Source organism: Streptomyces sp. NPDC032940, assembly GCF_040636935.1.
GTDB lineage: Bacteria > Actinomycetota > Actinomycetes > Streptomycetales > Streptomycetaceae > Streptomyces.
In genome coordinates this window covers 121065-145078 of the sequence record NZ_JBEZVJ010000013.1, presented here as the reverse complement: position 1 = coordinate 145078, position 24014 = coordinate 121065, and the positions used below count along the sequence as shown (strand labels likewise).

Here is a 24014-nt window from a genome sequence, read left to right as displayed (position 1 = left end):
TCGGGTGCCTGTCTTCACGCACTTCCGCCGGCCACCGCACGCGGCCCCCGACACCGACACGGGACCCACGGAAACGGCGACGGACCCCACGGAAGCGCGTCCGCACCCCTTCAGGGCCCGCCTCGCCCACTGGCGGGCATGGCGCACCCGTCACCCCGTCCCGGCGCTCGTCCTGCGCCGGACCACCACGGCCCTGGCCGCCGTCCTCGTCCTCGCCGCACTGCTCCTGCCGAACACCTACGTCGCGCTGGAGCCGAACCGCTTCACGCAGATTCCGGCGGAGGCCGTCGTCGGCGCCGCCGTCCTGCTGGGCCTGCCGCGCCGGCCCCGCCGGATCGCGGCCGTGCTCTACGGCGCCGGCCTGGGCGTGCTGACGCTGCTGAACCTGCTGGACATGGGCTTCGGCGAGTACCTGGGCCGGGGCTTCAACGTCGTCCTCGACTGGGGGCTGCTGGAGGACGCCCGCTCCTACGTCGAGGACTCGCTCGGCGGGACGGTCGCGACGCTGGCCGCCCTCGGCGCCGTCGCCCTCGCCCTGCTGCTGCTGGTGTGCATGGTGCTGGCGACGGTCCGGCTGGGCGACCTCCTGGCCGCGCACCGGGAGCGGTCGACGCGCGGGGTGCTGATCGCCGGCACCGCGTGGATCACCTGCTCGATCCTCGGACTGCACGCCTTCGGCATGCCGCTCGCCTCGGGCCGGGCCGCGTACGCCCTGCGGGCGCAGACCGAGCGCGTGGTGGACACGGTGCGGGACGAGGCGGCCTTCGCCGAGGAGGCGAAGGCGGACTCCTTCGGTGCCACGCCCGGCGCGCAGCTGGTGCCGGACCTGCGCGGCAAGGACGTGATCTTCACCTTCATCGAGAGCTACGGCCGCAGCGCCGTCGAGGACCCGATCATGGCCCCGGGCGTGGACCGGACGCTCGACGCGAGCACGAAGGCGCTGGCCGCGGCGGGCTACCGGGCGAAGAGCGGCTGGCTGACCTCGCCGACGTACGGCGCCGGGAGCTGGCTCGGCCACTCCACCTTCCTGTCCGGCCTGTGGGTCGACAACCAGCAGCGCTACCGCACCGTGACGTCGGGCGACCACCGCACGCTGACCGCGATGTTCGGCGACACGGGGGCCTGGGACACGGTCGGCATCATGCCCGGGGTGCAGAAGGCCTGGCCGGAGGCGAGGTTCCACGGGCTGGACAAGGTCTACAACGCCCGCGGGCTCGGGTACGAGGGGCCGAAGTTCAGCTGGTCGACCATGCCGGACCAGTTCGCGCTGGAGGCCTTCCAGCGCCTGGAGCACGGCAGGAAGCGCGACAAGCCGCTGATGGCCGAGATCATCCTGACCTCCAGCCACCAGCCGTGGGCGCCGATCCCGAGGATGGTCGGCTGGGACGAGCTCGGCGACGGTTCGGTGTTCGACGGCATCGAGGCGGCGGGCGAGAAGTCGAAGGACGTGATCGCCGACTCCAAGAAGTCCCGCGAGGAGTACGGCAAGTCGGTGCAGTACTCGGTCACCTGCCTCACCCAGTGGCTGGAGCGCTACGGCACCGACGACACCGTGCTGGTCTTCCTCGGCGACCACCAGCCGATCGCCCGGGTCAGCGGCGAGGGGGCGAGCCGGGACGTGCCCGTCTCGATCGTCGCGAAGGACCCGAAGGTGCTCGACGCGATCGACGACTGGAACTGGTCCGAGGGCCTCCGGCCCGCCCACGACGCCCCGGTGTGGCGGATGAGCTCCTTCCGCGACCGCTTCCTGACGGCGTACGGCTCGACCCCGCGTCCGTCCAAGGGGTGAACGCGGCCGGCCGGGAGGGGGTCAGCCGCCGGAGGTGTCCAGTTCGGCGTCCTCGCCGACGCCCGCGCAGTCGTACGGGTCCTTCAGCCAGCCGTCCGGCAGGACCACCCGGTTGTTGCCGGACGTGCGCCCGCGGGGGCCGTCGGCGCCCGTGGGCCAGGGCTGGTCGAGGTCCAGCTCGTCGAGACCGGCGCGCAGCTCCTCCAAGGAGGAGGTGATCGCGAGCCGCTTGCGCATCTCGGAGCCGACCGCGAAGCCCTTGAGGTACCAGGCGACGTGCTTGCGGAAGTCGATGACACCCCGTGCCTCGTCGCCGATCCACTCCCCCAGCAGCGTGGCGTGCCGGACCATCACGTCGGCGACCTCGCGCAGGGTGGGCCGCACATAGGCGTCCGTACGCCCCTCGAAGGCGGCGACCAGGTCGGCGAACAGCCACGGGCGTCCGAGGCAGCCGCGGCCGACCACCACGCCGTCGCAGCCGGTCTCCCGGACCATCCTGAGCGCGTCCTCGGCGCACCAGATGTCGCCGTTGCCGAGCACCGGGATCTCCGGGACGTGCTCCTTGAGGCGGGCGATGGCCTCCCAGTCGGCGGTGCCGCCGTAGTGCTGGGCGGTGGTGCGGCCGTGCAGGGCCACGGCGGTCACACCCTCCTCGACGGCGATGCGGCCGGCGTCGAGGTAGGTGAGGTGGTCGTCGTCGATGCCCTTGCGCATCTTGATGGTGACGGGCAGGTCACCGGCGCCGGAGACGGCCTCGCGCAGGATCGCCCGGAGCAGGTTGCGCTTGTACGGGAGCGCCGAGCCGCCGCCCTTGCGGGTCACCTTGGGCACCGGGCAGCCGAAGTTCAGGTCGATGTGGTCGGCGAGGTCCTCCTCCGCGATCATGCGGACGGCCTTGCCGACGGTCACCGGGTCCACGCCGTACAGCTGGATCGAACGCGGCGTCTCGGTCGCGTCGAAGTGGATCAGCTGCATGGTCTTCTCGTTGCGCTCGACCAGCGCCCGGGTCGTGATCATCTCGCTCACGAACAGGCCCTTGCCGCCGCTGAACTCCCGGCACAGCGTGCGGAAGGGCGCGTTGGTGATGCCGGCCATCGGCGCCAGCACCACGGGCGGTGCGGCGGTGTGCGGGCCGATCTGCAACGACGGTTTCGCGGTGGCGGGGGCGGGCGCGGTGGGCGTGGACATTCCCCCATTGTCCCGCACGCGGGGCGGTGCTCCGGCGGGCGCGGCTCACCCTCGTGTATCGGTCATTAGTTAGCCGCACTATTGAAATGGGCGTACGATGGAGCCCATGCCCGAGCTCACCCGCCGCCGACGTCTGCTCGTGCTCGCCATCTGCTGTATGAGCCTGCTGATCGTGAGCATCGACAACACGATCCTGAACGTCGCCCTGCCCTCGATGCAGCGTGATCTGCACACGAGCACCTCGGGGCTCCAGTGGGCGGTCGACGCGTACACGCTGGTGCTGGCCGCGCTGCTGATGCTGGCCGGCTCCACGGCCGACCGGATCGGCCGCAGACGGGTCTTCATGACCGGCCTGGTGATCTTCACCATCGGCTCACTGCTGTGCTCGCTGGCGCCGGACCTGTCCTCACTGGTCGTCTTCCGGATGATCCAGGCGGTGGGCGGCTCCATGCTCAACCCGGTCGCGATGTCGATCATCACCAACACTTTCACCGACCCGCGCGAGCGCGCCCGCGCGATCGGCGTCTGGGGCGCGGTGGTCGGCATCTCCATGGCCGCCGGACCGCTGGTGGGCGGCGTGCTGGTGGAGTCGGTCGGCTGGCGCTCGATCTTCTGGGTCAACCTCCCGGTGGGCCTGGCCGCCCTCCTCCTCACCCTCCGCTTCGTGCCCGAGTCCCGCGCCCCGAAGGCCCGCCGCCCCGATCCGCTGGGCCAGCTGATGGTGATCGTGCTGTTCGGCTCGCTGACGTACGCGATCATCGAGGCGCCGAGCGCCGGGTTCGCCCCCGTGCTCCCCTACGCCGTCCTGGCGCTCGCCGCGCTGATCGGCCTGCTCGTCCACGAGCCGCGCCGCGCCGACCCCCTGATCGAGCTGCGCTTCTTCCGGTCGGCGCCGTTCAGCGGGGCCACCGTCATCGCGATCAGCGCCTTCGCCGCGCTGGGCGGCTTCCTGTTCCTGTCCACGCTGTACCTGCAGAACGTGCGCGGACTGAGCGCCCTGGAGGCCGGTCTGTGGATGCTGCCGATGGCCGTGCCGACCTTCCTGTGCGCCCCGCTGTCCGGGCGGCTGGTCGGCAGCCGGGGGCCGCGCCTGCCACTGCTGATCGCGGGCGGCGCGCTGACCGTGAGCGGGGTGCTGTTCGCCGCCTTCGAGGCCGAGACGTCCGACCTCACCCTCTTCCTCGGCTACGTCCTGTTCGGCATCGGCTTCGGCTTCGTCAACGCGCCCATCACCAACACCGCGGTCTCCGGCATGCCCCGCGCCCAGGCCGGGGTGGCCGCGGCCGTCGCCTCCACCAGCCGCCAGCTGGGCCAGACCCTGGGCGTCGCGGTGATCGGCGCGGTGCTGGCGGCGGGCGTGGGCGCGTCGTCGTACCGCGACACCTTCGTCTCCGCCGCCCGCCCCGGCTGGTGGATCCTGGCCGCCTGCGGTCTCGCGGTCCTCGTCCTCGGCGCCGTCACGAGCGGCCGCTGGGCCCGCCGCACGGCGGAACGAACGGCGGAACGCCTCCGGTCCCCGCAGGTGCGGGAGGCGGCCGGCGCGGGGGTGTGACGGCACGCTGTACGGGGAGCCGCGCCTCGTACGCGGGCCCACCGCATGCCACAGGGGCGCGGGGAACTGCGCGACCAGCCCCCGCCGACCCGCACACGCCACACCACCCGACGCGGCCACCCCCTGGGGCGCATCACCCGAGCGCCGCAGGCGCAGGCACCCCCGGCCAGAACTTCGCCACCGCGTCCTCCACCACCGGCAGCGCCCGCTGCCCGGCCAGCGCCAGCGCGATCGCCGCGGCCACGCCCGTCCACGCGACCGGGCCCAGCGGGGTGCAGCCGAAGAGGCGGCTGGCGCCCGGCGTCTGCACGAGGGCGACCAGCGCGGCGGCGGAACCGAGCGAGGTGACCTGGACCAGACGGCTGTCGCGCCGGTCGGCGAGGGTCTGGGCGAGCTGCGTGCCGACGACCGCGCACAGGGCCATGGTCGTCGAGCGGCGCCGCGTGCCCGGGGTGAAGCGGCCGAAGAGCCAGGCCGCGGTCGCCCCGAGCGCCGTGGTCATCGCCCGGTGCCGGATCTGCCGGAGCAGGGGCTCGCCCAGCACCGCCGTACCGAGGGGGGCGCCCGCGTCGTCCTTCTCCTGCTCGGCGTCCCCGGTCTCCGTCACCGCCACGGCCATCGCCGGGAACAGGTCGGTGAAGAGGTTGACCAGCAGCATCTGACGGGTGGACAGCGGGGCGGAACCGCCGAGGACCGTGCCGAGGATGCCGAAGCCGACCTCGCCCGCGTTGCCGCCGATCAGGATGGCGATGGCGTCGGCGACGCTGTGCCACAGCGCCCGGCCCTCACGCACCGCCTCCACCAGCACCAGCAGGTCGTCGCCCGTGAGGACCAGGTCGGCGGCGTTGCGGGCGGCGGCCGAACCGCGGGCGCTGATGCCGACGCCGATGTCGGCGGCGCGGATCGCCGCGGCGTCGTTGGCGCCGTCGCCGACCATGCCGACGACCCGCCCGGCGTCCCGCAGCGACTCCACGACCTGGAGCTTCTGCTCCGGCGCCACCCGGGCCACCACGTCCGCGTCCCGCAGCATCCGGGACCGTGCCCTGCGGTCGGCCGCGGCCAGCTCGTCGCCGGTGACCACGACCGCGTCCTCGGGCCAGCCCAGGTCGACGGCGATGGCGCGGGCGGTACCCGGATGGTCGCCGGTCAGCACCACGGGTCGTACGCCCGCCGCGCGCAGCCCGCGCACCAGTGCCGGGGACTCCTCGCGCGCCACGTCGGCCAGTGCGAGCAGACCGGTGAACTCCAGCCCCGACAGCGGCTGTTCCAGCACGTCGGCCGCCCGTTCGCCCCGGCCGAGCGGGCGCTGCGCCACCGCGATGATGCGCAGCCCGGCGCGGGCCAGGTCGTGCGCCGCCCCGGAGGCGGGCGACGAGGAGCCGGCGCAGGCGGGCAGCACGGTCTCGGGGGCGCCCTTGACCACCAGGACGGGGGCGCCGTCCGCGTCCCGGCCGACGGCGGCGGCGTAGCCGCGGGAGGTCTCGAAGGGCAGGCCCTCGTCCTGCGTCCACCCGGGGTCGGGCCCGGCGGCGTCCAGGACGGCCTCGTCGGTGGCGTGGGTCGGGCGGGCGTCGTCGCCGTTCAGGCGCGGGCAGGCGCGGGCGGCGACCCGCACGATGCCGGCGGCGTCCGGGTCGCCCGCCCTGCGGACGGTGCCGTCGGCGCCCGCGACCCGGGACAGCCGCAGCTTGTTCTCGGTGAGCGTGCCGGTCTTGTCGAAGCACACGGTGTCCATGCGGCCCAGGGCCTCCAGCGTGCGCGGGGTGCGCACCAGGACGCCGTGCCGGCTGAGCCGGCGGGCCGCCGCCAGCTGGGCCACCGTCGCCACCAGCGGCAGCCCCTCGGGCACGGCGGCCACCGCCACCGACACCCCGCCGGAGACGGCCTGCCGGATCGGCGTGCCCCGCAGCAGGGCGAGACCGGTCACCGCGGCGCCGCCCGCCAGCGTCAACGGCAGTGCCTTGCGGGTGAGTTCCTGGAGCCGGGCCTGGACGCCCGCGGCCGCCGGCGTGCGGGCGGCCAGCGCCACCGCCCGCGCGGCCTCGGTGTGCTCGCCGGTGTCCACGACGACGGCCCGCGCCCGGCCCGCCACGACGGTCGTGCCCTCGAAGACCATGCAGTACCGCTCGGCCACGGGGGCCTTCGGCGCCGGGTCCACGCACTTGTCCACCGGCAGCGACTCCCCGGTCAGCGCGGACTCGTCCACCTCCAGGCCGTCCTCCCACAGCAGCCGGGCGTCGGCGGGCACGACGTCGTCCGCCTTCAGCTCGATCACCTGCCCCGGGTGCAGCTTGGCGGCGTCCACGATGCGCGGCTCGCCGTCCGCGGGGGCCTCCGTACCCGCCTCGGGGGTCTCCGCGTCGTCGTCGGCCGGGAATTCCTCGCTCACCCGCGCCTTCTGCTTCTGCTCGGCGAGCAGCCCGGACAGCGCCCGTTCGGCGCGCAGCCGCTGGAACCCGCCGACCAGCGCGTTCAGGTCCAGCGCGCCGACCACCAGCGCCGCGTCCACGACCGAACCGAGGATCGCGGAGGCCGCCGAGCCGACCGCCAGCACGGGCGTGAGCGGATCGTCCAGCTCGCCGCGCACGGCCCGGGCCAGCTGCCACGACCACCGCACCGGCGCCAGCGCCCGCACCCGGCCCGCCCGTTCGGCCGCCTCGCGCATCCGGAGCCGGGCCAGCTCGACGACGGTCGGCTCGGGCTCGCTCTCGCGCTCCAGCCGGTCGCGTACGTCCGCCACGTCCAGCGCGTGCCAGGCCACCCGCGGCCGGGGGTGCGGGGCGCGCGCCGCCGCCACGCCGAGGGCGGCCCGCGCCCCGGACAGCAGGGCCGCGGCCGCGCTCGCGTCGACCGGCGCGTGCCGCAGGCCCGGCATCGGCGAACCGGTGCCCCGGCTGCGCGCCTCGCCGACCGCGACCAGCAGCCCGGACAGCGCTGCGCCGGCCCGGGCCAGCGTCGTCGAGCGGCTCCCGACGGCGCGTGACGCCGGCACCGCCCGCAGCACCCGCCACACATCGGCCAGACCGCCCAGGGCCAGCACGTCCGCGCCCCACGCCACCGGCGCGTCCGCGTCGGCCAGCGCCACGGCCACGTCCCCGGCGAACAGCCCGTCCAGCAGCGTCCCGTCGTCGCCGGGCAGGGGCCGTACGACCGTGATGACGCCGCCTCCCTCGGCGCGCAGCCCCTCGACCACGTCCCGGAGCGGGCGGCGGGCGCTGACGACGTGGTCGGCGAGGCCGGTGAAGTCGGCCAGCGCCGGATCCTCCACCATCACCACGCGCAGCCCCGCGCGCCGCGCCGCGTCCAGGACGTCCTCGGTCCACGGGTCCGCCCCCGCGTGCGGGGTGCGCAGCGCACTGGGGTGCAGGACGACCGTGCCGGTCATCTCCAGCTGCCGCAGCCGCTCCGGGTCGCGCACCAGCACGCCGGTCCGGGCCAGCGCGGCGCTCAGTACGGCGTGGAAGGCGGCGGGCCCGTAGCGGGCGGCCTTGGGCGAGCCGGCCAGCACCGCCTCCGCGGCCTCGGCCAGATCGTGCTTGACCAGCAGGGTCGCCGCCGCGCCCGCGACGCTGCCGGTCGAGGCGTGGGCGGCGTACTCCTGGGCCGGGGAGGTGCGCAGCGGCGGGCGCTGGGTGAGGTCGGCGGGCAGGCTGCCGCGCTCCGGGGCGCACAACCGGTCGTGCACGGCCTCGAAGGCCGCCGACCGGGCCACCGCCTCGCCCAGCTGGCAGGCGCGCAGCGCCCCGTCGAGCACGAGCGAGGTCGGACTCTGGCCCGCGCCGTGCACGGCCGCGTTGGCGGTGGCCAGCGCCACGTCCATGCGGTGTGCGCCGAGCCGCTCGCGCAGCCAGGCACGGAACCTGGGGTTCTCGCGCAGCAGCGTCGCCACCGCGGTCACCAGGCGGGGCGAGGGCGGCAGCCGCAGGGAGGACGCGGTCACGGCGACGGCCACGCCGAGCACGTCGGCGCCGAGGGCGGTCGCCGCGACGCGCACCGGGGCGGGGTCCCCGGGGTGGGACAGCTCCTCGGCCTCGCCGTCGGCGCGGATCAGCCCGTGCTGTGCGGCGAGGTCGGTCGCGTGGTCCACGACCCGGTCGGTGAGTTCCTCCTCGGTGGCGGTCACCACCAGGCGGGCCAGCCCGTGGTCCCAGTAGGCGAGCGCCACGTCGGGGTGCTCGGCGACGGCCGCCGCGACGCGGCGCGCGACGCGTTCCGTGCCGCCCGCGCGGCGCACCTTGTCGGTCGCGGCCGGCCGCAGCGCGAGGTGCGCCCGGGTGCCGGCCCGCCAGTGGCGGGTGCCGCCCGGCAGCGCGGCACGGGCGACCCGGGCCGCCCGCGCCGCGAAGTCCGCGCCGCGCACACCGGCCCGTGCGGTGCCCGCGACCGCGCCGGCCGCGACGCCCACGGCGGGGGCGGTGCCGCGTGCGACCAGCCGGGGCCCGGCCAGCACGATCCCGGCGACGGCACTCTGGGAACGCGTCAGAAGTCCACCGGCCATCGCTGCGCCTCAGCCCGCCTTTCCGGTACGGGTGCCTGCGGCGCCTTTCGCGGCGCCTGTCTTGGCGGCGCTCGTCCTGGCGGCGCTCGTCCTGGCGGCGCCCGTCTTGGCGGCGGTGGACTTCCGCGCGGCGGCACCGGTCGCGGTGGCCTTCGTCGCGGCGGATTTCCGCGCGGCGGCACCGGTCGCGGCGGACTTCGTCGCGGTGGTCTTCCCGGCGGCGGACTTCCGCGCGGCGGTACCGCTCGCGGTGGCCTTCCGGGCGGCGGTGCCGGACGGGGCGGCCTTCGCCGTGGCCTTCCCGGCGGCGGACTTCCCGACGGCGGACTTCCGTGCGGCGCTCCCGCCCGAGGTGGCCTTCTGTGCGGCGGCCTTGGTGGCGGTGCTCTTCTGCGTGGCCGTCTTCCGCGCGGCCGCCTTCTGCGCGGCCGGCCGGGTCGCGGCGCTCTTCCGCGCGGCGGCGCCGCCCGAGGTGGCCTTCGCGGTGACGGCCCGAGCGGCGGCGGACTTCCGCCCGCCGGCGCCGGCGTCGGCCTTCTCGGCCGCGGCCCCCGTCCCGGCGGTCCCGGCGCTCTTCCCCGCGGCCGGCTTCGTCGGGGCCGACTTGACCCCCGCCGCACCGCCCGCCGCCGTCGCGGCCCGGGCCGGCGCGGTGGCGGACGGCGCGGTCGAGGCCGGCCCGCGCGCCGTGGGCTTCCCGGTGGACGACGCCGTCCCGGCCGGCCCGCGCGCCGCGGACTTCCCCGCGGCCGTCTTCGCCGCGACCGTCCTGGCCGCCGCCGACTTGCTCGCGACCCGCCTCGCCGCCGCGCCCTTCCGGGCGACGCCGGTCTCCGCCGACGCGCTCCGCGTCGTGGTCCTCGTCGCGGCGTTCCGCTTCGCCGCGACACTCCCCGCGGACGCCTTCCCGCCGGAGGCGGCCGGCACCGCGTCGGCCGCCGAAGCCTCCGCCTCCTCGGACTCCTCCCGCCGTGGCCGCGTCAGCCACGCCACCGCCGCTCCGGTGAGGGCCACCGGCCACTCCACCAGACCGGCGACGCCCAGCACCCCGGCCCCGGTGTAGACGACGATCCGCCGCCCGCGCGGCGACACCGCGCCGAGCCTGTCCAGCGCCCCCTCGGCCGCCCGGCCGACCGTCCCGGCGCCCGGCACCTTCCGCAGCACCGACGCGGCCGCGTGCAACGGCCGCGGGAGCGTCTGCGCCGACTTCTGCTCAGCCATGACTGTCCTCGCCCTGTGCGAACTGACGAAACCCTGGGAACATCACCTTCCGCACATCCCCGGGTTCCCGCACCTCGGGCGGTCATCCCGGCGAGATCGCTCCGCGCTCCAGGGCGATCGCGTGCAGCCGCTCCAGCCGCTCCCGGGACGTCTCGTCGGCCGGCGCGTACGTCACCATGCGGGGCCCGGCCTCCGGTCCCAGCCACAGGTCGGTGTGGTCGACGCGGACCCGGCCCACGTACCGGTTGTGGAACTCCTTGCGCTTGCCGCGGTGGGCGACCACCTCGTACCGCTCCCAGGCCTCCCGGAACTCGGCGGACTCCGCCCGCAGCCGCGTCAGCAGCACCTTCCAGGCGGGCTCGGTGAGATGGCCGGCCATCGTGGCGCGGAACCGGGCGGCCATCAGCCGCTGGGTCTCCTCCAGATGGACGATGGAGGACTGCCACTCGGCGTGGGTGAAGGACAGGACCATGCAGTTGCGGTCCTCGGGCGGCACCGCGTCGAGGTCGCACAGCAGCAGCCCGTAGGTGCGGTTGTGGGCGAGGATGTCGTACCGGCTGTTCTGCACGCACGCCGGGTACGGCTCGAACTGCTCCAGCAGGGCGCGCAGCGCCGGGGTGACCGACGGGCAGTCGGTCGCGGGCGCCGGGTCGACGGCGCCGGCCAGCTGGAAGAGGTGGGCGCGCTCGGTCGGGTCGAGCAGCAGCGCGCGGGCGAGGGCGTCGAGGACCTGCACGGAGACCTGGATGTCCCGGGCCTGCTCGAGCCAGGTGTACCAGGTGACGCCGACGGCCGAGAGCTGGGCGACCTCCTCGCGGCGCAGCCCCGGGGTGCGGCGCCGGCGTCCGCGGGGCAGCCCGACCTGTTCGGGGGCGATGCGTTCGCGGCGGCTGCGCAGGAACGCGGCGAGTTCGTGCCGCCGGACCCGCGACGCCGTCTCCGGGGGCCGCGGTTCCCGGTCCGTCCGGCGTACGGCCGCCGGGCCCGCCGTCATGGTGCTCTCCTGGGCCGTCGTCGTCATGCCTACCAGGGTGCCGCCCGCCGGATCCTGTTGCCAGGTACTCCTTCTACCAGGACAAGGAGACTCTGGTACCGGTCACGGGGCCGCCGCAGTCTCGGTCACGTGACCGAAACCATCACTGCACGTCCTGCCCGTCCGGCGGCCTCGGCGCCTCCCGCGCTCAGCGGTCCCGGACTGTTCACGGTGCTGCTCGCCGCGGCACTCCCCCTCGTCGACTTCTTCATCGTCAACGTCGCCCTGCCCACCATCGGCACCGACCTCTCCGCGGGCGAGTCGGTCCTCGAACTCGTCGTCGCCGGCTACGGGGTGGCGTACGCCGTGCTGCTGGTCCTCGGCGGCCGGCTCGGTGACCTGTTCGGCCGGCGCCGGCTGTTCCTGGGCGGCATGGCCGCCTTCGGCCTGACCTCGCTGGCGTGCGGTCTGGCGCCGGACGCCTGGACGCTGGTGGCGGCCCGGGTGGCGCAGGGCGCCTCAGCCGCCGCGATGCTCCCGCAGGTGCTGGCCACCATCCAGGCGACCACCTCGGGCCCCCGGCGCGCGAAGGCCATGAGCCTCTACGGGGCCACGGCCGGGCTCGCGATGGTGGCCGGCCAGATCCTCGGCGGCGTGCTGGTGGCCGCCGACGTCGCGGGCACCGGCTGGCGTTCCGTCTTCCTGGTGAACGTGCCGGTCGTCCTGGTGGGCCTGCTGCTGGCGGTCCGCTCGGTCCCGGAGACCCGTTCGGCGCGCCCCGAGCCGGTGGACGTCCCCGGCACGGTGCTGCTGGCCGCCTCGCTGCTGACCCTGCTGGTCCCGCTCACCGAGGGCCGGGCGGCGGGCTGGCCGCTGTGGACGTGGCTGTCGCTGGCGGCGTTCCCGCTCGTGGCGGCGGCGTTCTACGCGGTGGAGCGCCGGGCGGACCGCACGGGCCGTACGCCGCTGGTGCCGCCGAGCCTGTTCGCGCTCACCTCGCTGCGCCGCGGGCTGCTGCTGATCGTGCCGTTCTCGGTGGGCTTCAGCGGTTTCATGTTCGTCATCGCGGTCGCGCTCCAGCAGGGTGCGGGTCTCGGTCCGGTGGCGGCGGGCACGGCGCTGGCGCCGCTGGCGGGGGTGTTCTTCCTCTTCTCCCTCGCCGGTCCCCGGCTCGTCGCCCGGTACGGCACCCGGGTGGTGCCGGCGGGTGCCGTGCTCCAGGGCGCGGGCCTGGCCCTGATGACGCTGGCCGCCTGGCGTTCCTGGCCGGATCTCGGCCTGGTCGAGCTGCTGCCGGGCGCGGCGCTCGCCGGGGCCGGACAGGCGCTCCAGCTCCCGGTGGTCTTCCGGGTCGTCCTGTCGGAGGTGCCGGCTGCCCGCGCGGGCGTCGGCAGCGGCGTCATGATGACCACGCAGCAGTCGTCGCTGGCGCTCGGGGTGGCCGCCCTGGGCACGCTGTTCCTGTCCCTGGTGCCGGACCTGGGCATGCGGGACGCGCTGGTGATGACGCTGCTGGTCCAGTTGGGTGCCGTGGCGCTGACGGGACTGCTGAGCCTGCGGCTGCCTCGGACGATCGGCTCCGGCCCCTCTTGACGAATGGTCTGGACCAAGGGATTGTCATGGCTGCGCCACCTCACCCCACACAGGAGGCCCCCCATGCTCCGTCGCCGACTGCGGCTGTTCACCGCCGCGCTCGCGGCCGCCGTCCTCACCCCCCTGACCGCCGCCGCCTCGTCCGCCGCCCCCGCCCCGGCGCCCGCCGCCGACACCTGCGCCGTGAAGTCGAAGCCGGCCGGCAAGGTCCTCCAGGGCTACTGGGAGAACTGGGACGGCGCCGCCAACGGGGTCCACCCGCCCTTCGGCTGGACCCCGATCACCGACGCCCGCATCGCCCAGCACGGCTACAACGTGCTCAACGCGGCCTTCCCGGTCATCCGCTCCGACGGAACGGCACTGTGGGAGGACGGCATGGACGCGGGCGTGAAGGTGGCCACGCCCGCGGAGATGTGCGCGGCCAAGGCGGCCGGGCAGACGATCCTGCTCTCCATCGGCGGCGCGACGGCCGGCATCGACCTCAACTCGAGCGCCGTCGCGGACCGCTTCGTCGACACGATCGTGCCGATCCTCCAGAAGTACAACTTCGACGGCATCGACATCGACATCGAGACCGGCCTGACCGGCAGCGGCGACATCAACCGGCTGTCCACGTCCCAGGCCAACCTGATCCGCATCATCGACGGCGTCCTGGCCCGCATGCCGTCCAACTTCGGCCTCACGATGGCCCCGGAGACGGCGTACGTCACCGGCGGCAGCGTGGTCTACGGCTCGATCTGGGGCGCGTACCTGCCGATCATCAAGAAGTACGCCGACAACGGCCGCCTGTGGTGGCTGAACATGCAGTACTACAACGGCAGCATGTACGGCTGCTCCGGTGATTCCTACGCGGCCGGCACGGTGCAGGGCTTCGCCGCCCAGACCGACTGCCTGGACAGGGGCCTGGTGATCCAGGGCACCACGATCCGCGTCCCGTACGACAAGCAGGCCCCGGGGCTGCCCGCCCAACCGGGCGCGGGCGGCGGTCACATGACCCCGTCCCAGGTCGCCCAGGCCTGGACCCGCTACAACGGCGCCCTCAAGGGCCTGATGACGTGGTCCCTCAACTGGGACGGCTCGAAGAACTGGACCTTCGGCGACAACGTGAGGTCGCTGCAGGGCCGCTGACGCGAAACAAGGCCGCCGACCCTCGAAGCAGAGCCCCCTGAAACGCCGAACGCCCACCCTCCGTCCGACCGAGTCGGGTGGTGGGTGGGCAGAGGCCGGGGGTCCAGGGGGCGGAGCCCCCTGGTACTCACCGCAAACGAACGGTCAGCAGCCGACCAGCCGGGACGCGAGGTACCCCTCGATCTGGTCCAGCGACACGCGCTCCTGCTTCATCGTGTCCCGCTCCCGCACGGTCACCGCGTTGTCGTCCAGCGTGTCGAAGTCGACGGTGACGCAGAACGGCGTACCGATCTCGTCCTGACGCCGGTAACGCCGCCCGATCGCGCCCGCGTCGTCGAACTCGATGTTCCAGTTCTGCCGCAGCGCCTGCGCCAGCCCCTTCGCCTTCGGCGACAGCTCCGGGTTGCGGGACAGCGGCAGCACCGCGACCTTCACCGGCGCGAGCCGCGGGTCGAGCCGCAGCACGGTCCGCTTCTCCAGCTTGCCCTTGGCGTTCGGCGCCTCGTCCTCGACGTACGCGTCCAGCAGGAAGGCGAGCATCGCGCGCCCGACACCGGCCGCCGGCTCGATGACGTACGGCGTCCAGCGCTCGCCGGCCTCCTGGTCGAAGTAGGAGAGGTCCTGGCCGGAGGCCTTGGAGTGCGCGCCGAGGTCGTAGTCGGTGCGGTTGGCGACACCCTCCAGCTCGCCCCACTCGCTGCCGCCGAAGGAGAACCGGTACTCGATGTCGGCGGTGCGCTTGGAGTAGTGGGAGAGCTTCTCCTTCGGGTGCTCGTACCAGCGCATGTTCTCCTCACGCAGGCCGAGGCCGGTGTACCAGTTCCAGCGCTGCTCCATCCAGTACTCCTGCCACTGCTCGTCCTCGCCCGGCTTGACGAAGAACTCCATCTCCATCTGCTCGAACTCGCGGGTGCGGAAGATGAAGTTGCCGGGCGTGATCTCGTTGCGGAAGGACTTGCCCATCTGCGCGATGCCGAACGGCGGCTTGCGGCGCGACGTGGTCTGCACCTGGGCGAAGTTGGTGAAGATGCCCTGCGCGGTCTCGGGCCGCAGGTAGGCGACGGAGCCGCTGTCCTGGGTCGGGCCGAGGTGGGTGGAGAGCAGGCCGGAGAACTGCTTGGGCTCGGTGAAGGTGCCCTTGTTGCCGCAGTTGGGGCAGTTGAGGTCGGCGAGGCCGTTCTCGGGGGCGTGGCCCTTCTTCTCCTCGTACGCCTCCTCCAGGTGGTCCGCGCGGAACCGCTTGTGACAGGAGGTGCACTCGGTCAGCGGGTCCGTGAAGGTGGCGACGTGACCGGAGGCGACCCAGACCTCGGGAGCCAGGATCACGGACGAGTCGATACCGACGACGTCCTCGCGCGAGGTGACCATGTAGCGCCACCACTGGCGCTTGAGGTTCTCCTTGAGCTCGACACCCAGCGGACCGTAGTCCCAGGCGGCGCGCTGGCCGCCGTAGATCTCACTGCACGGGAATACGAAGCCACGGCGCTTGCTCAGGCTGACGATGGTGTCGATCTTGTCGGCGGCCACGGTGCTCTCTTCATTACGACGACGGGCGACGAAGCGAGATGCTTCCAGAGAATTGCCTCAGGTTACCGGCGCGGGACGCCCCCCGGCCAAATCGGGGGCCGTACGGGGGCTTGTTGACAACGGTTTCCAGAATCGTTGAAAATGAGTGTCATGAACGTACGACGACGCCGCATATCCGGCATAGCAGTCACCGCGGCCACCGCACTGGGCCTCGGCACCCTTTCCGCCTGCTCCGGCGACAGCGCGGCGGCGGGCAACACGGACAAGTTCGACGTCGTCGCGTCCTTCTACCCGATGCAGTACCTCGCCGAGCAGATCGGCGGGGACCATGTGAACGTCACCACCCTCACCGAGCCCGGCCAGGAGCCGCACGACCTGGAGCTCAGCACGAAGCAGACCGCCGAGATGGGCGAGGCGGACGCGGTGCTCTACCTGAAGTCCCTCCAGCCCGCCGTGGACGAGGCCGTCGCGCAGTCCGACGTGAAGACCAAGATCGACGCGGCCGCGCTGACGAAGCTCGAGGACCACGGGAGCGTGGAGCACGACCACGGGGGCGAGGAGCACGCCGAGGAGGAGCACTCCGAGGACGGGCACGCCCTCGACCCGCACCTCTGGCTGGACCCGGTGAGGTACGCCGAGGTCGCCGAGGGCGTCGCCAAGGCCTTCGAGAAGGCCGACCCGGACCACGCCGCCGACTACCGCAAGAACGCCGAGGCGCTGGCGGGGAAGCTGGCCGGCCTGGACACCGCGTTCAGGAACGGCCTGGCGAAGACCGACACCAAGGTCTTCTTCACCAACCACGCCGCCTTCGGCTACCTCGCCGAGCGCTACGGACTCACCCAGGAGGCCATCAACGGCCTCGACCCGGAGAGCGAGCCCAGCCCCGCCCGGATCAAGGAACTCCAGGAGGAGGCCGAGGCCGACGGCGTCACCACCGTCTTCTACGAGACACTGGTGTCCGACAAGACCGCGAAGACCCTCGCCAAGGACGCCGGCCTGAAGACCGACGTGCTGGACCCGCTGGAGGGCATCACCGAGAAGTCCAAGGGTGACGACTACCTCGCGGTCATGGAGTCCAATCTCAAGGCGCTCGAGACCGCTCTCGGCGCCAAGTGAGCGTTTCGACCGTTACGGAGGACCTCGTGAGCGACGAGACCGTCATATCCCTGCGCGGCGTCCACGCCGAGCTGGGCTCACGCCCCGTCCTGCGCGGCATCGACCTCACCGTGCGCCGCGGCGAGGTCGTGGCCCTGCTCGGCGCCAACGGCTCGGGCAAGTCCACGGCTGTGCGCACGATCATCGGCCAGGTGACGGCCGGCGCCGGGGAGATCGAGCTGTTCGGCACCCCGCGCCGCCGGTTCCGCGACTGGGCGCGCGTGGGCTATGTCCCGCAGCGCACCACGGCCGCGGGCGGCGTGCCCGCGACGGTGACCGAGGTCGTCTCCTCCGGCCGCCTCTCCCGGGCCCGCTTCGGCGTGCTGCGCAAGGCCGACCACGAGGCCGTGCGCCGGGCGCTGGAGATGGTCGGCATGGCCGACCGGGCCAAGGACTCCGTGGACGCCCTCTCCGGCGGCCAGCACCAGCGCGTGCTGATCGCCCGCGCGCTCGCCTCCGCACCCGAGCTGCTGATCATGGACGAGCCGATGGCGGGCGTCGACCTGGCCAGCCAGGAGGTGCTGGCCGCCACGCTGCGCGAGCAGGTGGCGGCCGGCACCACCGTGCTGCTCGTCCTGCACGAGCTGGGCCCCCTGGAGCCGCTGATCGACCGGGCCGTCGTGCTGCGCGACGGCTGCGTCCTGCACGACGGCCCGCCCCCGAAGGCCGTCGGCCAGCACGCCCTGCCAGGCCACGACCACGTGCACCCGCACGCACCCGCGGGCGCCGAACCGATCCGCACGGGACTGCTGAGCTGATGGAATTCCTGAACTACGCCTTCATGCAGCGGGCGCTGCTCGCGGCCGTCCTGGTCGGCATCACCGCCCCCGCCATCGGCGTCTACCTGGTCCAGCGCCGCCAGGCCCTGATGGGCGACGGCATCGGCCACGTCGCGATGACCGGCGTCGGCCTCGGCTTCCTGCTCTCCTGGTCCCCGGTGTGGATGGCGACGCTGGTCTCCGTCCTCGGCGCGGTCCTCATGGAGCTGATCCGCTGGTACGGCAAGACCCGCGGCGACATCGCCCTCGCCATGCTCTTCTACGGCGGCATGGCCGGCGGCGTCATGTTCATCAACCTCGCGCCGGGCGGCTCCAACGCCAACCTCACCTCGTACCTCTTCGGCTCCCTGTCGACGGTCTCCGAGTCCGACGTCACCGCGATCTGCGTGCTGGCCGCCTTCGTGGTCCTCGTCACCCTGGGTCTGCGCCGTCAGCTGTTCGCGGTCAGCCAGGACGAGGAGTTCGCCCGGGTCACCGGGCTGCCGGTGCGCGCCCTGAATCTGCTGACCGCCGTCACGGCCGCGGTCACGGTGACGGTCGCGATGCGCGTCGTCGGGCTGCTGCTCGTCTCCGCGCTGATGGTGGTCCCGGTGGCCGCCGCCCAGCAGCTCAGCCGCAGCTTCGCCGCGACCTTCGCCGTCGCCGTCGCGATCGGCGTCTTTGTGACCATCGGCGGCACGGTGACCTCGTACTACCAGGACGTCCCGCCCGGCGCGACGATCGTGCTGCTCACCATCGCCGCGTTCATCGCGCTGACCGCGCTGGCCACACCGCTGGCCCGGCGACGCGCGCGGGCCGCCGCCCTCGCCCGGTCCGACGGGGATCCCGCGGAGTGCAGGATTCCGGCCACCCGGGGGTCCGGCGACGAAGTCGGCGTCTGACCGCTGACAGCCCGGGCTGGCACAATGGCCCCGGCAGTGCAGACGTGAGGAGGCACCCCGTGACGACCGCTGGACCGCCCGTGAAGGGCCGCGCCACCCGGCAGCGGGCCGCCGTGGCGGCGGCCCTCCAGGAGGTCGAGGAGTTCCGCAGCGCGCAGGAGCTCCACGACATGCTCAAGCACAAGGGCGACTCGGTGGGACTCACCACGGTCTACCGCACGTTGCAGTCCCTCGCCGACGCCGGCGAGGTCGACGTCCTGCGGACCGCAGAGGGCGAGTCGGTCTACCGCCGCTGCTCCACCGACGACCACCACCATCACCTCGTCTGCCGTGTCTGCGGCAAGGCGGTCGAGGTCGAGGGCCCCGCGGTGGAGAAGTGGGCGGAGGCCATCGCCGCCGAGCACGGCTATGTGAACGTGGCGCACACCGTGGAGATCTTCGGCACCTGCGCGGACTGCGCGGCCGCCGCGGAGAGCTGAGCCGCGGAGAGCTGGGCCGCGGAGCACGAGACGCGGGGCCGGGGCCGACGCTCCGGCCCCGCGCCCGTACCCGCACCTACGCCTGGCGGCCCTCCATCGCGAGCAGTTCCTCGTTCGGGATCGCCCCGCCGAAGCGGCGGTCCCGGGACGCGAACTCCAGGCACGCCCGCCACAGGTCGCGCCGGTCGAAGTCCGGCCACAGCACGTCCTGGAACACCATCTCGGCGTACGCGCTCTGCCACAGCAGGTAGTTCGACGTCCGCTGCTCCCCGCTCGGCCGCAGGAACAGGTCGACGTCCGGCATGTCCGGGTAGTACAGGTACTTCGCGAGGGTCTTCTCGTTGACCTTCGCCGGGTCGAGCCGCCCGTCCCGCACGTCCTGCGCGAGCGCCTGCGCCGCGTCGGCGATCTCGGCCCGGCCGCCGTAGTTCATGCAGAAGTACAGCGTGAGCCGGTCGTTGTCCTTGGTCTGCTCCTGGGCGATCTGGAGCTCCTTGGCGACCGACCGCCACAGCTTGGGCATCCGCCCCGCCCAGCGCACCCGCACCCCGAGCTCGTCGAGGGTGTCGCGGGACTTGCGGATGAAGTCGCGGTTGAAGTTCATCAGGAAGCGCACCTCCTCCGGCGAGCGCTTCCAGTTCTCCGTGGAGAAGGCGTACAGCGAGATGCTGCCGATGCCGATCTCGATCGCCCCCTGGAGGACGTCCATGACCTGCTCGGCGCCGACCTTGTGCCCTTCGGTGCGCGGCAGCCCGCGCTCCTTGGCCCAGCGCCCGTTGCCGTCCATGACGATCGCCACATGCTCCGGCACCAGCTCACCGAGCCTCGGCGGCCGCGCGCCGGACGGGTGCGGCTCCGGCGTCTTGTACTCCCGGCGCTGAAGCCCCAGGAATGCGCGTACGGCCATGTGTCTTTCGTCTCCTCGTGCTCTGCCTGTCTAGGGCTCTTGGCCTGTCCAGGACTTCTCGACGTACCGCAGGGAGCGCAGGCCGCGCTCCAGGTGCCAGTGCAGGTACGCGGACACCAGCCCGCTCCCCTCCCGGACGTACCGCGCCTCGCACGCGTCCGCGGTCTCCCAGTCTCCCGTGAGCAGTGCTCCGAGGAGCCCGAGGGCCTGCGGCGAGGGTACGACGCTGCCGGGCACCCGGCAGTCGGCGCAGACGGAACCGCCCGATCCGACCGAGAAGAACCGGTTCGGACCGGGCATGCCGCACTTCGCGCAGTCCCCGAAGGTCGGGGCGTAGCCGTTCACCGCCAGCGAGCGCAGCAGGAACGCGTCGAGCACGAGGTTCGGCGCGTGCTCGCCCCGGGCGAGGGTCCGCAGCGCGCCGACCAGCAGCAGGTACTGCTGCACGGCCGGCTCGCCCTCGTGGTCCGTGAACCGCTCGGCGGTCTCCAGCATGGCCGTCCCGGCGGTGTACCGGCCGTAGTCCGTGACGATCCCGCCGCCGTACGGCGCGATGGTCTCGCTCTGCGTGCACAGCGGCAGGCCGCGCCCGACCAGCTCGCTGCCCTTCGAGAAGAACTGCACGTCCACGTGCGAGAACGGCTCCAGCCGCGCCCCGAACTTCGACTTCGTGCGGCGCACCCCGCGCGCCACGGCGCGTACGCGTCCGTGACCGCGCGTGAGCAGGGTGATGATCCGGTCCGCCTCACCCAGCTTCTGGGTGCGCAGCACGATGCCGTCGTCGCGGAACAGACTCATGGAGCCCATTCTCCAGCATGTCTCAAGGCACCTCGCCGCGACTTCGCGCGTTGGTGTAGGCCGTGGCCGCACTGAGCCGCTCGGCGGGGGTGGCGTGACGTACGTCACCCGGCTCGGCGTCCCACTCCCGCCCGCCTCCGTACGGCCGCAGCTGCACGTACGGTCCCTCGTGTCCCATGACGATGCCGACGCGTCCGGTGCGGGTGTCGACGGCGTGGGACCCGATCGCCGGCCTCATCGCAGCGCCGCCGCGAGACGCCGCGCGGTCTCCACGGAACATCGTCCCAATTCGATGAGCGGACAAGGTGCCTCCCGCGCGAGACTCACCGGGTCGATCCCGAGTGACGGCAGTGTGATTCCGGCCGTCCCGAGTGCCGCGCGCAATTCTTCCACCGTGTCCTCCGCTTCTTCGGCACAGTGCGCCGAGTGTGTTGCCTCCACCGTGTTCCCCTGCCCTTTCCGGTTTCACTCTTCGTGCCTCCAGGATGCCTCTGCGCAACTACACTCGGCGGGAGCCTGTGCACTACAAGTGCAGGTCAGCGCGGGGGGTTTGGTTATGGCCAATGGTTCGCGGCAGGAGGCGTGGGAGTTCTTCGGCGCGGAACTCGAGCGGCGCAGGGAGGATGCCGGGATCACCCAAGTGGACCTGGGCGCAAGGGTATTTGTGTCCGGCGGCTACATCGGCCAGTTCGAACAGGCGATTCGCAAACCGCAGTTGGACGTGGCCCAGCGTATTGACTCGGCGCTGCAAACCGACGGTATTTTCGAGCGGTTGTGCAGGAAGCCGATCGATGATCCTCGGTATGCGGATTACTTCGCGGGGGTGGTGGAGCTGGAGCGCCTGGCGACGCGGATCTGCGAGTTCGCGCCGACGGTCGTTCCGGGCCTGCTCCAGACCCGGGAGTACGCGCGCGCGGTCACGGTCGCCGCGAACCCGTTCAAGCCCGACTCCCACGTGGACGAGATCGTCGCGGCCCGCTTGGAACGTCGCTGATCCTCGGCGACGCCACAAGGCCCGAGTTCTGGGTCACTCTGCACGAGAACGTGCTGCGCGTCCCGGTGGGCCGCCCGCTGGCGATGGCGGCGCAGCTGAAGGACATCGCGCGGCTGATGCGGGAGCGCACGGCGTGGGTGACGGCGCTGCCGTACAGCGCCGGGTGCGGCAGCGGCCGGTCCCACGGCCCCGCGTGCCGGTCGCGTCCGAACGGGCCGCTCCCCCGACCGGCTCGTGCGGACCGAGCCCGTCGCGGCCGTCCTCGGCGCGCCTTGGCCTGCTGAACACCACGCCCCGCCGGGGTTCAGGCCCGGTCGACCATCCAGTTGCCGTCCTCCTCGGCGTCGACCCGCACCTCCAGCTCGCGCAGGCTCATGCTCGCCTCCCACAGCTCCTTGAAGCGCTTCATCCGGTCCCGCACATGGTCCTGGCGGGCGATGAGCCGGGTCCGGACGTTGACGTCGCGCAGATCCTGCTCGATCTCGAAGGAGACCTCCTCGTCGAAGACGATGAAGTCGTTGGTGGTGCCGCGCTGGAGGTGCGGGGGCAGTTCGGGCAGGACCGCGGCACGGACCTCGATGTGCCGCAGCTCCTGCTCCTCGCACAGCCGCAGCAGCCGGTCGTCCAGCTCGCGGGCGCTCTCCAGCAGGAACAGCCGGCGCACCGTGACGCCCTGTTCGTCGACCGCGTCCTGCTGTGCCTCCAGATAGCGGCTGGCGGGCTCGCTGTTCCAGAACTCCCGGTCGACGGAGGTGCTGGTGGCGCAGATGGACTCCGTGGCGGAGCGGGTGAGGGCGAGCATCCAGTCGTGGTTCTCGCCGGGGCACTCCGCGGTCAGGTTGGTGAGGTCGGCCATGTAGCCGACGACCCGCGTCATCTCCAGGCGGACGAAGGTGTAGAGGATCGAGGGCCCCGGCGCGAGGACCTCGGCGAAGCTCTTGGCCAGTTCGGGCACGCCCTCGATGCGGGCCCGGTCGAGCGGAGGGTAGGGCGGCTCGGTGACGTGGCCCGCGTGGACGAGATGGGTCTCGACGAGCTGCTTGACGTCCTCGGTGTGCCGGACCAGGCCGGTGCGCAGCTCGTCGTCGTACTGGTTCAGACCGTCGCGCACGGCGGCGGCGTGCTCGGCCAGCGCGCTCTCCACCCTGCGGGTGTGTTCCTCCACCCGACGGGTGTGCTCCTCCACCCGCAGGTCATGGGCGTGCCGCTCCGCCGTGCGCAGATCGTCGGCCCGCCGGTCCAGGCCGTGGACGTACTGGACGAGGACCGCGGCGACCGTGCACAGCGCGGCGGTGACGAACTGTCGCGGGGCGCCGCTGTCCGGGCTCAGCAGTGCGGTGACGCTCCAGGCCAGGGCGCCGAGGACCAGGCCGGTCAGCAGGCGGCGCGGCCATGGGGAGGCCCCGGTCAGTACCGCGAGGCCGGGGATCGCCGGGCCGTTCGTGCGGCCCGGCGAAGCGGCCGTCTCGTCGGGCTGGGGTGACTGTGCCGTGCTCATCTCGCTTCTCCCCCCGTTGGGATACGCGTCGGATCGGGGTGCTGCGGGGATGTGCGTGGGAGGTCGTGCCGTCGCTCAGGACGCCGGCTCCACCTCCCGGTGGGCCGAGGGGATCGCGTGCAGCGTCAGCTGGTCCCGGATGCGCTGCACCAGCGTCCGCCACTGGCGGGTGAAGCCGGGCCGCTCCTCCAGGGGGTCCCACAGCGCGGCCAGTTCCTGCGGCACGCGGGCCCGGGGCATCCACAGGTGCAGCAGGTGGTGGACGGCGGGGCGCAGGGCCTCGACGACGGCGAGGCCGTGTTCCGGGCCGCCGCCCAGGCGGATGCCGTCGAGCATGCGGACCAGGGTGGTGAGCAGCCAGTCGTGCAGGGCGAGGTCGTCGCACAGGGCGGCGAGGTCGCCGCCTGCGGTGTCCTCGGGAACGCGGAGCAGGACGGTGCGCAGTTCGTCCTCGGCGAGTGTGAACCGTTCGAGCGACGGGCCCTCGCCCGTCGCCGCGGGCAGGGCGGCCCAGCGCAGCCGGGTGGGGCGGGACCTCAGGGGCGGCCGGTGGTCGAGGAGGGGGTGGCGCAGCAGCCGGGTGAGCAGTCCGTCGGCGATCAGCCCGACGTCGAGGTCGCCGTGCCGTCCGCCGCCGAGCACGCCCTGGGCGACCGCCTCGCGGGGCAGCCTGCCGAGCGGCTCGACCAGCCCCGGCCGCACCAGGTACTGGCCCCAGGGCCGGCGCTGGTCGGGTCCGGCGGCGGGGACGCGGAAGTGGGCGGAGGTCTGCAGGACGCGGCCCTCGGTGAGCGCGGCCCGGGCGACGACCGTGCCGACCGCGCGGATCCGGGCGCCGTTGGCGCTGGGCAGGGGGCAGTCGACGCCGGTGAGGGTGTTGGGGGAACGCGCGTAGAGGTTGGGGCGCTCGGAGAGCAGGACGCGTTCGTCGGCGCGCAGGCCCAGGAGCTGGGCTGCGGCCCGGATGTCGAGGGCCTGCCGGGTGGGCAGCAGGCAGGTGCGGACCTCTCCGCAGGCGAGTACGGAGTCCGGCGCGTTCTCCCGCGGCGCCATG

At 73.4% G+C, this 24014-nt stretch carries 19 protein-coding genes and 1 pseudogene; 10 read left to right on the top strand and 10 right to left on the bottom strand.

The features are described 5' to 3' along the window. Positions 1-172: 172 nt before the first annotated feature. Positions 173-1789 carry a CDP-alcohol phosphatidyltransferase gene (locus AB0E77_RS18510; protein ID WP_361571725.1) on the top strand — a complete coding sequence of 539 codons (1617 nt, stop codon included), beginning with the start codon at positions 173-175 and terminating at the stop codon, positions 1787-1789. A gap of 21 nt (positions 1790-1810) precedes the next feature. Here the strand turns inward: AB0E77_RS18510 and dusB are convergent, their stop codons facing one another. Next, a complete protein-coding gene (dusB, locus tag AB0E77_RS18505) occupies positions 1811-2977 on the bottom strand; it encodes a tRNA dihydrouridine synthase DusB (protein ID WP_361571633.1) in 1167 nt (388 codons plus the stop codon). Between the two features lie 106 nt (positions 2978-3083). Here dusB and AB0E77_RS18500 point away from each other — a divergent pair, with 106 nt between their 5' ends. After that, on the top strand, positions 3084-4529 hold the full coding sequence (locus tag AB0E77_RS18500; RefSeq protein ID WP_361571630.1) for an MFS transporter: 1446 nt from the start codon (positions 3084-3086) through the stop codon (positions 4527-4529). A 133-nt stretch (positions 4530-4662) separates the two neighbouring features. Here AB0E77_RS18500 and AB0E77_RS18495 read toward each other — a convergent pair whose 3' ends face one another. After that, positions 4663-9027, bottom strand: a complete 4365-nt coding sequence (locus AB0E77_RS18495) for a cation-translocating P-type ATPase (RefSeq protein WP_361571627.1) — start codon at positions 9025-9027, stop codon at positions 4663-4665. 61 nt (positions 9028-9088) lie between these two features. Here AB0E77_RS18495 and AB0E77_RS18490 point away from each other — a divergent pair, with 61 nt between their 5' ends. After that, positions 9089-10090, top strand: coding sequence for a hypothetical protein (locus AB0E77_RS18490; protein ID WP_361571624.1), 1002 nt, complete (start codon positions 9089-9091; stop codon positions 10088-10090). A 240-nt stretch (positions 10091-10330) separates the two neighbouring features. Here the strand turns inward: AB0E77_RS18490 and AB0E77_RS18485 are convergent, their stop codons facing one another. Continuing rightward, positions 10331-11278 carry a helix-turn-helix domain-containing protein gene (locus AB0E77_RS18485; RefSeq protein WP_361571722.1) on the bottom strand — a complete coding sequence of 316 codons (948 nt, stop codon included), beginning with the start codon at positions 11276-11278 and terminating at the stop codon, positions 10331-10333. 93 nt (positions 11279-11371) lie between these two features. On the opposite strand from AB0E77_RS18485, the gene AB0E77_RS18480 reads away from it, so the two are divergent. Beyond that, positions 11372-12814 carry an MFS transporter gene (locus tag AB0E77_RS18480; protein ID WP_361571621.1) on the top strand — a complete coding sequence of 481 codons (1443 nt, stop codon included), beginning with the start codon at positions 11372-11374 and terminating at the stop codon, positions 12812-12814. Between the two features lie 63 nt (positions 12815-12877). Beyond that, positions 12878-13942, top strand: a complete 1065-nt coding sequence (locus AB0E77_RS18475) for a chitinase (protein ID WP_361571618.1) — start codon at positions 12878-12880, stop codon at positions 13940-13942. A gap of 144 nt (positions 13943-14086) precedes the next feature. On the opposite strand, the gene AB0E77_RS18470 is transcribed toward AB0E77_RS18475, so the two are convergent. Further along, a complete protein-coding gene (locus tag AB0E77_RS18470) occupies positions 14087-15469 on the bottom strand; it encodes a glycine--tRNA ligase (RefSeq protein ID WP_361571615.1) in 1383 nt (460 codons plus the stop codon). A gap of 150 nt (positions 15470-15619) precedes the next feature. Here AB0E77_RS18470 and AB0E77_RS18465 point away from each other — a divergent pair, with 150 nt between their 5' ends. From AB0E77_RS18465 to AB0E77_RS18450, 4 genes are read left to right on the top strand one after another with little or no spacing between them, the layout of a single operon-like run. Then, positions 15620-16585 carry a zinc ABC transporter substrate-binding protein gene (locus AB0E77_RS18465; protein ID WP_361571613.1) on the top strand — a complete coding sequence of 322 codons (966 nt, stop codon included), beginning with the start codon at positions 15620-15622 and terminating at the stop codon, positions 16583-16585. 26 nt (positions 16586-16611) lie between these two features. Continuing rightward, positions 16612-17382 carry a metal ABC transporter ATP-binding protein gene (locus AB0E77_RS18460; protein ID WP_361571610.1) on the top strand — a complete coding sequence of 257 codons (771 nt, stop codon included), beginning with the start codon at positions 16612-16614 and terminating at the stop codon, positions 17380-17382. Further along, positions 17382-18284: a metal ABC transporter permease gene (locus AB0E77_RS18455; protein WP_361571607.1), complete on the top strand. Its 903-nt coding sequence runs from the start codon at positions 17382-17384 to the stop codon at positions 18282-18284. The genes AB0E77_RS18460 and AB0E77_RS18455 overlap by 1 nt, the downstream gene beginning before the upstream one ends. Positions 18285-18343: 59 nt before the next feature. Beyond that, on the top strand, positions 18344-18763 hold the full coding sequence (locus tag AB0E77_RS18450) for a transcriptional repressor (protein ID WP_361571604.1): 420 nt from the start codon (positions 18344-18346) through the stop codon (positions 18761-18763). A 76-nt stretch (positions 18764-18839) separates the two neighbouring features. Here AB0E77_RS18450 and AB0E77_RS18445 read toward each other — a convergent pair whose 3' ends face one another. The 4 genes from AB0E77_RS18445 to AB0E77_RS18430 are packed head-to-tail and all read right to left on the bottom strand — an operon-like array spanning position 18840 to position 20909. After that, the gene (locus tag AB0E77_RS18445) at positions 18840-19670 is read right to left on the bottom strand and encodes an isoprenyl transferase (protein WP_361571601.1); all 831 of its coding nucleotides are present in this window, start codon (positions 19668-19670) and stop codon (positions 18840-18842) included. 30 nt (positions 19671-19700) lie between these two features. After that, positions 19701-20468 (bottom strand): DNA repair protein RecO, encoded by a 768-nt coding sequence (gene recO, locus AB0E77_RS18440; protein ID WP_361571598.1) that lies wholly within the window; start codon positions 20466-20468, stop codon positions 19701-19703. A 22-nt stretch (positions 20469-20490) separates the two neighbouring features. Further along, positions 20491-20706, bottom strand: coding sequence for a hypothetical protein (locus tag AB0E77_RS18435; protein WP_361571595.1), 216 nt, complete (start codon positions 20704-20706; stop codon positions 20491-20493). Beyond that, positions 20703-20909: a hypothetical protein gene (locus AB0E77_RS18430; RefSeq protein WP_361571592.1), complete on the bottom strand. Its 207-nt coding sequence runs from the start codon at positions 20907-20909 to the stop codon at positions 20703-20705. Before AB0E77_RS18430 ends, AB0E77_RS18435 begins: the two co-directional genes overlap by 4 nt. 115 nt (positions 20910-21024) lie before the next feature. Between AB0E77_RS18430 and AB0E77_RS18425 the strand changes: the two are divergent. Then, positions 21025-21626, top strand: a pseudogene (locus AB0E77_RS18425) (helix-turn-helix transcriptional regulator); the annotation flags it as partial. Between the two features lie 140 nt (positions 21627-21766). On the opposite strand, the gene AB0E77_RS18420 reads toward AB0E77_RS18425, so the two are convergent. Beyond that, positions 21767-22960 carry a hypothetical protein gene (locus AB0E77_RS18420; RefSeq protein ID WP_361571589.1) on the bottom strand — a complete coding sequence of 398 codons (1194 nt, stop codon included), beginning with the start codon at positions 22958-22960 and terminating at the stop codon, positions 21767-21769. 75 nt (positions 22961-23035) lie between these two features. Then, complete coding sequence (locus AB0E77_RS18415) at positions 23036-24013, bottom strand: SCO2521 family protein (protein ID WP_361571586.1); 978 nt, start codon at positions 24011-24013, stop codon at positions 23036-23038. Between the last annotated feature and the right edge of the window lies 1 nt (position 24014).

Coding starts and splice junctions, on each gene's coding strand:
- dusB (WP_361571633.1), bottom strand. CDS start 2,977: ATGTCCACGCCCACCGCGCCCGCCCCCGCCACCGCGAAACCGTCGTTG.
- AB0E77_RS18455 (WP_361571607.1), top strand. CDS start 17,382: ATGGAATTCCTGAACTACGCCTTCATGCAGCGGGCGCTGCTCGCGGCC.
- AB0E77_RS18420 (WP_361571589.1), bottom strand. CDS start 22,960: ATGAGCACGGCACAGTCACCCCAGCCCGACGAGACGGCCGCTTCGCCG.
- recO (WP_361571598.1), bottom strand. CDS start 20,468: ATGAGTCTGTTCCGCGACGACGGCATCGTGCTGCGCACCCAGAAGCTG.
- AB0E77_RS18475 (WP_361571618.1), top strand. CDS start 12,878: ATGCTCCGTCGCCGACTGCGGCTGTTCACCGCCGCGCTCGCGGCCGCC.
- AB0E77_RS18415 (WP_361571586.1), bottom strand. CDS start 24,013: ATGGCGCCGCGGGAGAACGCGCCGGACTCCGTACTCGCCTGCGGAGAG.
- AB0E77_RS18435 (WP_361571595.1), bottom strand. CDS start 20,706: ATGAGGCCGGCGATCGGGTCCCACGCCGTCGACACCCGCACCGGACGC.
- AB0E77_RS18465 (WP_361571613.1), top strand. CDS start 15,620: ATGAACGTACGACGACGCCGCATATCCGGCATAGCAGTCACCGCGGCC.
- AB0E77_RS18495 (WP_361571627.1), bottom strand. CDS start 9,027: ATGGCCGGTGGACTTCTGACGCGTTCCCAGAGTGCCGTCGCCGGGATC.
- AB0E77_RS18445 (WP_361571601.1), bottom strand. CDS start 19,670: ATGGCCGTACGCGCATTCCTGGGGCTTCAGCGCCGGGAGTACAAGACG.
- AB0E77_RS18500 (WP_361571630.1), top strand. CDS start 3,084: ATGCCCGAGCTCACCCGCCGCCGACGTCTGCTCGTGCTCGCCATCTGC.